Origin of the sequence: Aestuariirhabdus sp. LZHN29 (assembly GCF_049985285.1) — a bacterium.
Lineage (GTDB): Bacteria > Pseudomonadota > Gammaproteobacteria > Pseudomonadales > Aestuariirhabdaceae > Aestuariirhabdus.
In genome coordinates this window covers 789278-802369 of the sequence record NZ_JBNIEU010000002.1, presented here as the reverse complement: position 1 = coordinate 802369, position 13092 = coordinate 789278, and the positions used below count along the sequence as shown (strand labels likewise).

The 13092-nt window shown below is 54.2% G+C and carries 14 protein-coding genes; 5 read left to right on the top strand and 9 right to left on the bottom strand.

Annotation, left to right across the window (positions count from 1 at the left end):
• Positions 1-57: 57 nt before the first annotated feature.
• Positions 58-894 (top strand): class I SAM-dependent methyltransferase, encoded by an 837-nt coding sequence (locus ACP3PW_RS10525; protein ID WP_426416647.1) that lies wholly within the window; start codon positions 58-60, stop codon positions 892-894.
• A gap of 78 nt (positions 895-972) precedes the next feature.
• Here ACP3PW_RS10525 and ACP3PW_RS10520 read toward each other — a convergent pair whose 3' ends face one another.
• The 3 genes from ACP3PW_RS10520 to ACP3PW_RS10510 all read right to left on the bottom strand — a co-directional run bounded on the left by ACP3PW_RS10520 (position 973) and on the right by ACP3PW_RS10510 (position 7010).
• Entirely contained in the window at positions 973-1929 is a 957-nt protein-coding gene (locus tag ACP3PW_RS10520) for a diguanylate cyclase (protein WP_426416646.1), read from the bottom strand.
• On the bottom strand, positions 1908-5738 hold the full coding sequence (locus ACP3PW_RS10515) for a response regulator (RefSeq protein WP_426416645.1): 3831 nt from the start codon (positions 5736-5738) through the stop codon (positions 1908-1910). The genes ACP3PW_RS10520 and ACP3PW_RS10515 overlap by 22 nt, the downstream gene beginning before the upstream one ends.
• Positions 5739-5861: 123 nt before the next feature.
• Positions 5862-7010: an ABC transporter substrate-binding protein gene (locus tag ACP3PW_RS10510; protein ID WP_426416644.1), complete on the bottom strand. Its 1149-nt coding sequence runs from the start codon at positions 7008-7010 to the stop codon at positions 5862-5864.
• Between the two features lie 208 nt (positions 7011-7218).
• On the opposite strand from ACP3PW_RS10510, the gene ACP3PW_RS10505 reads away from it, so the two are divergent.
• On the top strand, positions 7219-8085 hold the full coding sequence (locus ACP3PW_RS10505) for a helix-turn-helix transcriptional regulator (protein ID WP_426416643.1): 867 nt from the start codon (positions 7219-7221) through the stop codon (positions 8083-8085).
• A 151-nt stretch (positions 8086-8236) separates the two neighbouring features.
• On the opposite strand, the gene ACP3PW_RS10500 is transcribed toward ACP3PW_RS10505, so the two are convergent.
• Positions 8237-8452 carry a hypothetical protein gene (locus tag ACP3PW_RS10500; RefSeq protein WP_426416642.1) on the bottom strand — a complete coding sequence of 72 codons (216 nt, stop codon included), beginning with the start codon at positions 8450-8452 and terminating at the stop codon, positions 8237-8239.
• 187 nt (positions 8453-8639) lie between these two features.
• Between ACP3PW_RS10500 and ACP3PW_RS10495 the strand changes: the two genes are divergently transcribed.
• The 3 genes from ACP3PW_RS10495 to ACP3PW_RS10485 all read left to right on the top strand — a co-directional run bounded on the left by ACP3PW_RS10495 (position 8640) and on the right by ACP3PW_RS10485 (position 9841).
• Positions 8640-8954 (top strand): hypothetical protein, encoded by a 315-nt coding sequence (locus ACP3PW_RS10495; protein WP_426416641.1) that lies wholly within the window; start codon positions 8640-8642, stop codon positions 8952-8954.
• Positions 8955-9080: 126 nt separating this feature from the next.
• Positions 9081-9275, top strand: a complete 195-nt coding sequence (locus ACP3PW_RS10490) for a DUF1289 domain-containing protein (RefSeq protein ID WP_426416640.1) — start codon at positions 9081-9083, stop codon at positions 9273-9275.
• Positions 9276-9352: 77 nt separating this feature from the next.
• Positions 9353-9841 carry a DUF1456 family protein gene (locus tag ACP3PW_RS10485; RefSeq protein ID WP_426416639.1) on the top strand — a complete coding sequence of 163 codons (489 nt, stop codon included), beginning with the start codon at positions 9353-9355 and terminating at the stop codon, positions 9839-9841.
• A 36-nt stretch (positions 9842-9877) separates the two neighbouring features.
• Here ACP3PW_RS10485 and ACP3PW_RS10480 read toward each other — a convergent pair whose 3' ends face one another.
• The 5 genes from ACP3PW_RS10480 to ACP3PW_RS10460 form a co-directional block, all read right to left on the bottom strand.
• The gene (locus ACP3PW_RS10480; RefSeq protein ID WP_426416638.1) at positions 9878-10069 is read right to left on the bottom strand and encodes a hypothetical protein; all 192 of its coding nucleotides are present in this window, start codon (positions 10067-10069) and stop codon (positions 9878-9880) included.
• 112 nt (positions 10070-10181) lie between these two features.
• Positions 10182-11030 (bottom strand): glutathione-dependent disulfide-bond oxidoreductase, encoded by an 849-nt coding sequence (yghU, locus tag ACP3PW_RS10475; protein WP_426416637.1) that lies wholly within the window; start codon positions 11028-11030, stop codon positions 10182-10184.
• A 203-nt stretch (positions 11031-11233) separates the two neighbouring features.
• The gene (locus ACP3PW_RS10470; RefSeq protein WP_426416636.1) at positions 11234-11902 is read right to left on the bottom strand and encodes a tellurite resistance TerB family protein; all 669 of its coding nucleotides are present in this window, start codon (positions 11900-11902) and stop codon (positions 11234-11236) included.
• Positions 11903-12263: 361 nt separating this feature from the next.
• Positions 12264-12629 (bottom strand): STAS/SEC14 domain-containing protein, encoded by a 366-nt coding sequence (locus ACP3PW_RS10465; protein WP_426416635.1) that lies wholly within the window; start codon positions 12627-12629, stop codon positions 12264-12266.
• A 112-nt stretch (positions 12630-12741) separates the two neighbouring features.
• Positions 12742-13044, bottom strand: coding sequence for a hypothetical protein (locus ACP3PW_RS10460; protein ID WP_426416634.1), 303 nt, complete (start codon positions 13042-13044; stop codon positions 12742-12744).
• Positions 13045-13092: the final 48 nt, after the last annotated feature.

Here is a 13092-nt window from a genome sequence, read left to right as displayed (position 1 = left end):
AGCTAGTAGCTAGTAGCTAGTAGCATATTAAATAGAACCCAACCTCAGGAGTTGCCCATGAGACCCAAGCGAACACAGCCAGCGCATCGTGCAGCACTGATAGCGGCCCTCGGTCTGGCCATTGCTGCCATTACCCCATCAGCCGCATCGGCAGATCCTCTTAAGGAGGCGATCGCAAGCGAGCAACGTACCGAAAAAAATGCCGCCCGGGATAAGTATCGACACCCCTATGAAGTCCTTAGCTTCTTTGGTATTACAGCGGATATGCGCGTGGTGGAGATCTGGCCCGCCAGTGGTTGGTGGACCGAGATTCTGGCCCCTTATCTGGCAAAAGACGGAAAGTACTATGCAGCGTATTTTCCTGACAACGATTTCCTGCCCTTTTACAAACCCGCGCGCAAGCGCTTTAGTAAAAAGCTAGAAGGTAGTCCCGAGCTCTACAGCGAAGTCGAACTCACCACATTTTTCCCGCCAGGACAGGATGAGATAGCGCCAGCAGGCAGTGTCGATGCCGTGCTCACGTTCCGCAATGTCCACAACTGGATTCGTTTTCAGTTTGAACAGCAGGCGTTCAACCAGTTTTATACTGCCCTTAAACCGGGCGGTGTACTGGGGGTGGTTGAGCACCGGGCAAAGCCGGGAATCACGGTCGAACAGATGGATAAAACCGGCTATGTCACCGTTGAGTACACCAAGCAACTAGCCCAAAAAGCCGGGTTTGTGTTTGAAGGCAGCTCCGAGGTTAACGCCAACCCTGCCGACACCAAGGACCACCCAAAGGGGGTCTGGACCCTCCCGCCCACGAACGCTTTGAAAGACACCGATAAGGAAAAGTATCAGGCGATCGGTGAAAGTGATCGCTATGTATTGAAGTTTCGCAAACCTGAAGCTTGAGCAGAACGTAAAAATAAAGAGGGCCCCTGATGTTATGGGGCCCTCTTTATTTGCACACACAATCCTTATCGGGCAACCCTAGTCACCCGCCTCTGACACGCAGCTGACGACACAATCCCTTCCTTCGCCCTTGGCCCGATAGAGCGCGGCATCAACGCGCTCCATCATCCCCATCTGCTGCCCTTGCCGGGTCACAATCGTCGTGCCGACGCCGATGCTCAGCGTCACACAATCGGCTACGGGGGAATGGCCATGAGCAATTCCCAGGTTGCGAATCGCCAGGCGCATATTCTCGGCTACCTGCAATGCCCCTTCCTCGCTGGTACCGGGAAGTACGGCTGCAAACTCCTCACCGCCATAACGCGCCACCAAATCGATCGATCGGTCCACCGATGCAACGAGGGCCTTGGCCACTCGCTTCAGGCATTCGTCCCCTTCTGGATGACCGTAATTATCGTTATAGGGTTTAAAATAATCGAGATCCATCATCAGCAATGAAAGCGGGGCTCCGGAACGTATCGCCGAGCGCCACTCATGATCCAGGTAGCTATCGAAGCGCCGCCGGTTAGCGATGCCCGTCAGGGGATCACGCACATTGAGTTCTTCAAGACGGTCCTGGTAAAGTTTGAGGCGAACATGGTTGGCGACACGAGCTTTGACCACCGACGGATTAAAGGGCTTGGCAATATAATCCACGGCACCCAGTTCAAGCCCCTGGGCTTCCGACTCAACAGAACTTTTGGCGGTAATAAAAATAATCGGGACCTGTTGCGTGCGCGGGTCGCTCTGCAAACGACGGCATACTTCATGGCCATCAAGACCGGGCATCACCACATCGAGTAGAATCAAGTCGGGCAACTCGTTTTCAACGGCCCGCAAGGCACCTTCGCCACTCTTGGCAACGGATATTTCGTAACACTCTTCCAGTAAGTTAACCAGAATATCGAGGTTCAGTTTTTGATCATCCACGATCAGGATACTGGCTCGCGCCTCTTCCATTTCAGCCCCGGCACTCATCCGTTGTGTAACTCCCACGCTTGTACCTGCAGCATCATATCCGCCAGAGTCTGAGCAGCCAACTCATACTCATAATTACTCACCTGCTGATGCAATACAGCGAACTGATCAGCAAAATTTCCTGCCAGAGCCGTCCTCAATTCGTTAAGGACTTTATTCGATCGACTGCTGCTCTGGCGCAGCAATGGTTGCAGTTTTTCCATAACGACGAGCGCTTGCTCAGCGTCAAGCTCCATCGGCGCTTGCTCGCCACCGGACTCATCCTTTGAAGTGGACGACAGGACAGAGAGGCCGCGAAACATCTCGTTAAGGGCATTTACCAACGCCGTCACATCTTCACTGCTATCCCCTTCACCTGCGGCTTTATCTCCCCAGCGCTGCAACAGTCGCTGGGCACATTGAACCACCCGCTCCCCACCCAGATTGCCGGCCGCCCCCTTGATGGTATGAACCAAACGCGCTGCCTGCTGACTGTCCCCCTGTGACAACATTGCCATCAGGTCACGCACCGTATCACGATAATCCAGATAAAAATCGCTCAAAAGTCGCAGCAGCAACTCACGGTTACCCGCAACCCGGTTCAGGGCCTGGGACAGATCAATACCTGGTAGATAGTCGGGCAATGACGATGACAATGAGGTTCGTTGTTGTCCAGCATCGGCAGTAGGCGTTAAAGGCAAGGTGCTGGCCACGCATCCAGTGGGTTTAATCCAGCGCTTCAAGGTTTGATAAAGAATATCCGGATCCAGAGGCTTACCGATGTGATCGTTCATTCCCACCTCGATACAGCGCTCGCGGTCACCGGCCAGGGTATGGGCGGTCATCGCCACCACAGGAATGTCATCCCAATCGGTATTTTTTCTGATCTCCCGGGTCGCCTCATAGCCATCCATCACCGGCATCTGAATATCCATCAGCACAATATCAAAAGGCTCCTTGTGCAACGCGTCCAGGGCTTCCCGGCCATTCCCACACACTTTCACGACCAATCCATTGATCTGCAACAGTTCACGCACAACCTGCTGGTTAACATGGGTATCCTCGACCACCAGGGCACGGGCCCCCGCCAGCCCCTCCAGGGCCTCACTAAAGCCTGCCAATGGCATCGCCTGCGCGGCCCCGCCAAAGTCGTTACTCTCAAGCGCCTCACTCAGCGCCACAAAAAGCGCCGAGGGAGAGACCGGGTTGAGCAGTACCCGCCGAATACGATCGAACGCCCGATCCTCCAAAACCTCCGTCTGGGTTTTACTGCCGACCATTAAAACCACGGCCAGTTGATTTTCATCCAGCTCCCGACAAAGGTCTCGTAAGCACTCGATGCCCTCGCTTTCAATACGTTGGCAATTTACCAGCAACAGGTCGTAGGGCTTGGCTCCGCTTTGGGCACGCCGTACTTCAGAGCTGACCTTGGTATGATCCCGCAGAGCGATAACCTCTGCTCCGAATTGGCTCAAAATCGATCTGTAAATCGCCGAGGAAACCGGGCTATCGTCGAGTAACAGTAAACGCGGTGGAGGCTCTAACTGTGATAAGGAAGGGGAGCTGTCGTCCGTTATCCCGGGGTCAACACTATCGGCTTGGAGATGCTCGAGTTGCACCGTAAAACTGAACTCGCTGCCCTTACCCAGCTCACTGGTGACGCTTATTGAGCCCCCCATCCGCTCCACCAGCTGGGTGCATATCGCCAACCCCAGACCCGTACCGCCAAATCGACGCGTCATCGAGCTGTCGGCTTGGGAGAAGGAACTAAACACGGTACCGATCTGCTCCCGCGTCATACCGATGCCACTATCGGCCACGGTAAAGCGATACTCGGCTACATCCGCCTGGCTCTGCACCAGGGCAACAGAAACAACGATCTGCCCTCGATCCGTGAACTTTACCGCGTTGGTCATCAGGTTAATCAATATCTGGCCCAACCGCAGCGGATCTCCCGAAGCTTCCAGCGGCATCTCCCAGTCATGGGCGATGAGCAGTTCCAGGCCCTTATTTTCTGCCTGCAGGCGCACGATATCACAGGCTTTCCCCAGCACATCCTCAATACTGAAAGGGATCGACTCCATCTGCATGCGCCCACTGTCGAGCTTGGAATAATCCAGTATGTCGTTGATGACATTGAGCAGGTGGGCCGACGCACTTTGCATCTTGGACAGGTAGTCTTTCTGGCGCGTCTCCAGTCGAGTCGTTTCCAGTAGGTGGCTTAATCCGATCACCGCATTCATGGGCGTACGGATCTCATGACTCATATTCGCGAGGAAATCAGCCTTGGCGCGTACCGCCATCTCCGCATCTTCCCTGGCTTTGCTTAGCTGGGATTCCACCTGTTTCATTTCAGAAATATCGTAGATCCAGTAGAGAATACAGTCCTGATTATCCATCCTGAGGTGATACCAGGTCAGCAGCCCCCAAAAAAACTCGCCGCTGCTGGTTTTAAAACGGACCTCTTGATCCGATACGGTGCCGCCCGCATCGAACACCGCCAGCAGTGCATCCCGCTGGGACTCCACTACCCAGTTATTGGCAATCTGGCGCTCATACATCTCTTCGGGGGTATAGCCGAATATCTCGGCGCTGCGTCGGTTTGCAAACAGGATTTTCCCATCGCTGCGGCGTGATATGCCCACCGCAACGGGGCTGCTTTCCAATAGATCCTGCAGCTGCTCGCTTTGCCTTAAGGCTGCCTGGCTGGCCAACAACTCATCGGTTCGAGCCCTGACTCGCTCCTCAAGCTCTTCATTCATACGCCTCAGTTCATCCCGGGTATCGGTAAGCTCCTTTTCACGCAACGAGATACTCGCCGCCATACTCTGGACATCCTGACGCAACGCCTGCGCCTCTTTAAAGCCCCCCCCGGAGGGCCTAAAGAGATAATCCCCAAGAGCAATACGCCGCACCTCCTCGGACAACTTCACTATAGAGTTTGTACCTTTACGCGATAACCAAAACGCCATAAGTGCACCGCCCAACATAGCGATCAACGCCGCCATTACCGTAATCCTGAGCAGTTCTTTAAGGGGGGCAAACGCTTCGTCCTGACGCTGGGAAACCATTAGCACCCAGCGAGTTGAGGGTACACTCACAACGGTCGCGAGCAACGAGGTACCAAAGTAATCAATCTGCCCGGTACCCTCACTCCCCCCTAACGCAGCGGAAATTAACGATATATTATTCACATTGAGTCGCTGCAGTGCACGCTGGGCATCGGGGGCACGAAACAGAACGCCATCGCTGTCTATAAACCGAATATCAACGGTTCCACCCAGCTCCAGGCGCTGGGCAATCTGCTCCAACCAACCCAGATTAAGATAGCCAACGAGGATGTCATCTCCACTGTCGTAACTGACAGTCAGCGTTGGTTGGCCGGTGATGGGGGAGGAGATAATTCGTGACCAGTAGGTAACCTCCTGGTTGAGGACCTGGGTATAAAAGTCCTGAAACGCCATGGAGAGATTTCGCAGTTCAGCTTTGTGGGTAGACAATGCCGGGGGGGTGCCAACGCCGATGCTATTGCCGTCACGGTCGAGTAGCAAGATCGCCTCGAAAAAGTTATTGCGCTGCACCTGAAGATCCAGCTGAGCCTCGGTGTAGATGATAGGGTCACGCCTGTCGACCTGCGCTGCAACATGCCGCAATACTTCAGCAGGAAGCCGCAAGGCGGCCGCCACCTCGCCGCTACTGGCACGCGCCACCAACTCGTTTCTACTTTGGATCTCTACACGCAGCTGGCCTGCAAAATAGTTATAGAGTACCGCACCAAGAAACAATACCGACGCAAAGGCAACCAACGCTGCGGTAAAGGCGACGGCATGCCCCAACCGAAAATTCATTGCCACCTCCAGCAACGGCCACGCCGAACAAAAGACACACCGAGTTTCGATCCGGCGTGCCTGCCCCATTGAACCGTTCCTGTGGCGCTCCCTGTAATACTCCTGACGCTGAATGCCATTGCGCTACTGATCATCCACAGTGACAAACTGTCCGTTACGAACTTGAATCAGGAAATTGGTCCGGTCAACTTCGCCAAATGCGTCAAAAACAATCGGTCCCTGCAAGCCCTCGAATCGACTCTGTTTCAGGATTTCATCCCGCAGCTTCTCAGAAAGATACGGGCTATCCAACGTCGATTTATCCATAGTCTGTAGCGTTCTAATCACCACATCCCCCGCTTCATGGGCCATGGTGCCCGCAAACCCGGGTTCATACCCAAAGCGTGATACAAAGGCCTCACGAAAGGCAGTGAACCGAGAGTGGTCGCTACCGCGATCAAACGCGGAGGGGGAGATCACCCCTTCAACTGCATTGCCACCATGGCTTATCAGGTCGCTGGTAGTGGACCAGGCGCTGGTCATAATGTTGCCCATATAACCCTGCTTGCGCAACTGCTGGCATAGCCGGGCAGCGTCAAGGGCCGGGGCAAGAATCAACACCAGATCATGCTTTTTCGCCTGTACCCCGGCCCCGAGCTCCTTAAACTCAGGGCTATTGCTTGTTGTATATTGTGCTTCGAAGGAGACCTCCCCGCCTCGCTCAGTAAACTGGGCTTTGAAGTGATCTCCCCAATCCTCGGTAAACGCCCGATTGCTGAAATCGTAAACGATCGCCACATCCCGGGTGCCCAGGATATCAAACGCATAGTTCGCCATGGCGATCGACTCATCCCGGGTCACCTCATACACCCGCAAGAAATAATCGTTTTTGCCCGTAAGCTGGCTGGTGCTGGTCGTTGGGCTCACCATCAATAGTTTGCTGTCATTGATCTGTTCAATGGCCGCCACCGACATCGCGCTGGTGACATGTCCAACAATCGCAACCACACCGGCATCAATCAACTCACGATCCGCCTTGAGCGCCAGCTCGGGGGTATTACCATCGTCTCGCACCAGCAACTCCAGCTGCCGGCCATGAACACCACCATCCGCATTGACCTGCTCGACCCCCAGCATCACCCCATCCCGCGCCTCGCGCCCAAGATCTGCCGCCGGCCCGGTCAGCCCCACCGAAACGCCTAATTTAAGGGGAACCGGGTCCGAGCAACCGATTAACAGGCCTGCTCCCAGCAGCGCCACCCCTTTAGCCAGCCCTGTCACTCTATTTGTCATACCTGACTCCCTATTTTTATCTCCATCTTCACTGCATTGATTCTAGTGTTACTGCCGACGTTTCACCATCGCTGATCGGCACTATCTGGCAAAGAAACCACTACCCCCGCCGCTTAAGATGCCCCTAACCTTCATGCCCAGCGGCAACTATGGACACGAGGAGAGATCCATTGAATACTCTGTGCAACCTAACCAGAGCCCCCACACCATGACAACGACCTCCTGGCCCTATCGATGGGACCTTCTGCTACGCTACCGATTGATCGAGATCGTGGCGTTATGGGAGGGACGCCTGACCACCAACCACCTAATCACAGCGTTTGGTATCGGTCGCCAGCAGGCCTCTAAAGATATCAATTTCTATGCGCGGGAAATTGCCCCCCTCAACCTCGAATACGACCAGCAACTCAAGGGCTACAAACCCACCGCAGACTTCCATCCGCAGCTCACCAGTGGCACCGCCGACGAATACCTGCACCTTCTCAACCGCAATCGCGATCTCAATAGCACCTTTGAAACGCTCAACATCAATACCGCACACATGGAGGTGCTATCGGTTCCCTCGCGGGCAATCGAACCCGAGGTATTGCGCACCATTATCTATGCGGCGCGAAAACAGCAACGTTTGGAAGTGGACTATGTGTCGGTTTCTGACCCCAACCGGGAGGGGCGCATCATCACCCCGCACACCCTGGTCTATAACGGTATGCGCTGGCACGTACGAGCTTGGTGCGAAAAACATGGCGACTATCGGGACTTCGTTTTGAGCCGGTTTCGTGGCACCCCCGAAACCCTCTCCGCCTCGAAACATGGCGTCGAGTCGGACTCTGACTGGAACCGGCGAGTCACCATCAAGATACGCCCCGACACGCGGCTGTCTCCCGAACAGCGCAAGGTGGTCGCCCGCGACTACGGCATGCAACGGAATTTGCTGACGCTGGAAACCCGGGCCGCTTTGGTTCAGTACGCGTTAAAGCTGATGCAACTGGATCCGGCGAGCATCGACAGTGATCCTCGCGCGCAGCAGATTATCATCAGCAACCTGGCGGAGCTAAAGCCCTATCTTTTTGGCTAACTATGAGGGAGGAAGTCCATTCCGGTCAGGCCACCCACCTCACCCCGCTAGCGGCGCTACCGACTACCGCTGAAGCCCGGTTAACAAGGCAAGTGAGGTTGAGGGTGAAGATGGTTTAATCAGGGGTGCGGCGTTGCCGACAGTCCCGTTTCTATTTATCTTTGGGTTTTTCCGAAGGGCGGTTATTACCCAGGGTGATATGCCTGTTGCCCACCATGCTCTGCATGCCACTGACACCCTGCTTGATCTCTTCTATTGCCCCGCCCTGCTCAAGAAAAGCACGGGTTTGATCCGCAATTGATTGGGATGTTTCCTGCGCGTCTGGCTGATTTTTACGAGTCGCGGCAGTTCTGAGTCGTACGGCCATGAATGTGCTCCTTGCTAAATTGATCAACCATTGTACACGAAAAGACCCCTGAAAGGGGGATTATCCTTGCCCTATAGGACCCAACGGGGCCCATTTTTTGTCCCTCCCCACCCTACTTCTCCGCAGAGCGGCCCCCGGGCCTATACTCAACCCTGCCCCAGCTGAATCAACATTTGAGAAGCCTCCCATGAACAGAAAAGTCACCGCCCTGTTAACCCTATTAGCGTTTTGCGTTAGCGCTGAAGCATTGAGTGATAAGCGCTCCCTGGTGGGCAGCGTTATTAATATCACCGGCAGCGAACAAGGCGTTCGCTTTGAAATGAATGCAGGTGTACCAGCGGTCTGTGCTCAGGGAGGCAGCCAGGAGATGCTCATCGAACGGGATAATATCCCTGCGATGATCGTAATCGCCTCCAGCCTGATGGCCCGGTTCGTCAGCGTTACCGCGGACTACGATCCTAACCGGAAGCTGTGTATTGCTCGCAGTGTCACCATGGAGTAGCCACCCACGGCCAACACCCTGTTTAGTCAAGCATCGCCCCTGTATCCCTACGGTGAATAGGTAGGCGACCCTGGACAAGCGCTGACACTACAGTGTTCTGTCCGCTAATCGGGTAGAATAGTGGGCATGCCGAACGTTCCCTCCCCCTGCGTTAGAAACTGCTGCCTGGACCAGAATGATATCTGTCTGGGATGCTCGCGCAGTATCGACGAAATAACCCAGTGGAGCCTGGCATCTGATAGTGAGAAACGGCGCATACTGGAGCGGGCGGCGCAGCGCCGGCTTGACCCCAAATCTGCGCTCGGTTCGACAGGCCGTTAGCGCCGCTACATTCATGCCCTCCCCTTTATAGAAGCTCATTGACCCCTGGTAAACCACCGGTGGCGAAGGAAAGATCGATGACCCATAACGACCTATTGCGCCGCATTCGCTACATCCTTGATCTTAGTGATTCTAACGTTATTGCCATTTTTGGCCTGGCCAACCAGCCCGTCACTCGGGCACAGATTTGTAACTGGCTAAAAACCGAAGAGGACGCCGATTACCAACCCCTGAAGGATCAAATGCTGGCGTCTTTCCTCAATGGTCTTATTGTCGATAAACGGGGGCAGAGAGAGGGGGAACGCCCCAAACCCGAAAAGCGGCTATCCAACAATATGATTTTCATGAAACTGAAAATCGCATTAAACCTCAAAACCGAAGACATTCTAGCCATCCTTGCATTGAATAACTTCCCCCTCAGCAAACATGAGCTTAGTGCATTTTTTAGAAAACAGGACCACAAACACTACCGCCTGTGTAAAGATCAGGTTCTTCGAAATTTCCTCAAGGGTCTACAACTGAGATACCGTGGAAAAACAGAGATGACGGTGCAGTTTCAGTGGTAGGGTTTGAGTACCGATCGCGAGATACCCGCATAGCTATCAGTAGATAGCAGAGGCTGCCTGTCCTGCTTTTGTTTGCACGCTCTCAGCTGACACAGGCAGGGCACCTAGAATGGACAGGCTCAGCAACCCACTGGGTTTGTTTACCAGCAGCAGGTGTTTATCCTGAAACAGGATCTCCACCTGTTCGAGGCAGGGCGGTGCGACAAAGGTGTCGATGGGAGCGGTCATATCTCAGGAGAACTCATAAGTGAGGAGCACTGCACAGCAGGGTCATGCAGCCTCCCGAAAAACCACCCAAGCCGCCGTTACCTGCCTGCAGCCGAACCCGATTGGCCATGATTTACAACGCGCTCAATACCGCATCGATATCGGCGGCGCTGTGGCGCTCTGGCAACTGACCATTGTCCCCCCAGGTGCGATTGACCAGCACACCGCGCCCGACCGCCGGCCTGGCGCTAATCTGCCTGGCCCAACGCTGCACGTGTTCATAGCTTTCTACGTCCAAAAACTCCGCCGCACTGTAGAGACTCCCCAGAACCAGTGCCCCATACCAGGGCCATATCGCAATGTCAGCGATACTGTATTGCTCGCCGGCGACAAATTCGTTGTCGGCCAGCTGGCGGTTAAGCACATCCAGCTGACGCTTGGTTTCCATCGCGAAGCGATCGATGGGGTATTGGAACTTTTCCGGCGCATAGGCGTAAAAGTGACCGAAACCGCCCCCCAGATAGGGAGCGCTTCCCATCTGCCAAAAGAGCCAGTTCATGACCTGGGCGCGACCCTTTATATCCTCGGGCAAAAATGCTGTAAATTTCTCTGCCAAGTAAAGGAGCATGGAGCCCGATTCAAACAGACACAGGTCAGCCTGACGGTCGTACAAAGCGGGAATTTTGCTGTTGGGATTAATGCCAACAAAACCGCTACCAAACTGGTCCCCCTCGCCGATATTGATCAGCCAGGCATCATATTCGGCCCCGCTATGCCCGGCTGCCAGCAGCTCTTCCAGCATGACCGTCACCTTCACCCCGTTGGGCGTCGCAAGAGAATAGAGTTGGAGGTCATGTGTACCCTGGGGTAGGGTTTTGTCGTGGGTCGGGCCCGCGATCGGCCGATTGATGCTGGCGAACTTGCCACCGTTGTCCTGATCCCAGATCCACACCTGGGGAGGGGTATATACGTCTGTACTCATGTAGGTCTCCATTAACCCTTGTAGGCTACCCTAGTTTGCACGTCCTGAGCCTGGCCGCAAGCCTGCAGGCGAGCCCCCGCGGTAGAGCCATCGCCAGAATTGAAAAGGGACCAGGCGTTGGCAAACCCGCCCTTTCCCGCGCCGTTCTAGCGCGGGGAGGGTAACCCCCCTCCCCCGAAATTGATCGTTATGATAGTCGCTCCCTAGACCCGGTGTCTTTGTGACTCAACCTGGGCCTCAAGCTCAGCCACCAGCCCCGGGGGAAGCTGTAAACGTGCTGCCAACATCGACAGATAGGCACGTTCGGCGGCAGAGTCCACTTCGATAGCCAGCAGTGACGCCACATAGATCTCAGCTGCGACCTCAGGGCACGTAGCGCTATTGACGATCGCGTCGACATCTACAGGGTGCCCCATCTCCCGAACCAGAATATTCTGCTCCTCAGCGCCTAGTCCCAGCGCCTCGATTCTCTGGAAAATGGCCTGGCTCTCCTGAGCATCGAGGCGTCCATCCGAGCGGGCGGCGGCGATCATCGCCCGCACCAGAATCAACCCCAGCGCTTCATTGGCCGCATGATTGTCACTCGCGGGCATAAACGCAGAGCCCGCAGGAGCGGGAGTAACTTCAGCCGGGGCGTTGGCAGGTGGAGTAGCCGATGGGCCTTGCTGAGGGTCGCTGTAGCGTTTGTAGGCCGTATAGGCGAGCGCTCCCACCGCGGCCACACCGCCGAGCTTGAGGGCGCTTTTTCCCAATTTCCTGCCGGACTTACTGGTCAACACGCTACTGGCGAGCCCACCCGCCAATCCGCCGGCAAAGCCACCGGCGGCTCCGCTGCCGAGTAATTGCCCGAGAAGTTTGTTCATATCCGTCATGCAGGTCTCCCCCTTGTTAAAAATCGAAACGCCATTGGGCTAATTAGAGGCTACGCCCCCTTGCAGGGATTGAGCCCGCCTAATAGCGGCTGAAGTCGGTCACTATCTACCGATATATCAACAAACTATGACCACCGCCGGCCATCCAAAGTTCACCCACACGTGCCCGCTTGTTACAGCGTCAAGCGGGCGAATCGATGCCCCGAACGAGATTAGGTGGAGGGCTCATCGGTATTGTGGGGTTAATTTCGGGGGGTAGGTCACAGATAGGCTAGCGTCTCCAGCAGCGGACAGAGTGTGCTGGTGTATTTTTGATTGTTTTAAAGTTGACCGCACTCAGAGGTCTGATTGCTTGGCCTTGTTACCCATTTTTCAGGAACTCTATGGCTAACTCTTTCTCTTCAACTGAAAAGCACTTCATTTCAATATGTCGAAACACTTTGTCCTCAATACCGACAATTGTTTTCACCCACTTTTTGTCAGTTAGTATTGCGGCCCTGGATATATTTGATACTCCCACATCAAACAAATACTTAAACTCTTCGACGATTGCCGCAACCTCAATACCTTTGAATGAATCTAACTGCTCAAATATAACGATACTGCCATGGGTTTCGATTTTTTCTCGCGCTTTGTTCAGCACCAACTCCATGTCATCCTCAGTTACTTTGCCAGATATACGAATAGCAACAGCATTATTAATACCGATATCTAATAATTCAATCATGGCTATATCCTTGCTCAATATTGAAGTGCATAAGGCTGAGGCTTGGTCAGCCTGCGGCGAAGCCGCGCCTTAGACTATCCAGGCACCGAAGGTGCCGATCATGGCACGACTTTTATCTGGATTTACGCTCATACGTTGGCTGATCATATTCGCTGTAGTCTAACGATTGCTCTTGCCATAAAGATGGCTGCTCCTCCCTCCTTTCTTGAATGGTTTTTCCGTGAATGGAAATATGAATATTTTCCATTATTTCCTGGAGCTCATTATTTGATGCTAGATCAAGAAATACGCCTGCTTGCATAAACCCCTCAAGCCGGTGACGTTGATTGGAGGGAATTTTGTAGCCCTCTCTTGAAGCAGAAAACATCTGCTCAATTTTTCTTTTTAATTCTTTTAAGTATATTTCTCTGTTCATACTGATTTCTTCAAATAACGCCCGCATTTGCGGATGGTTTGGGGCGCA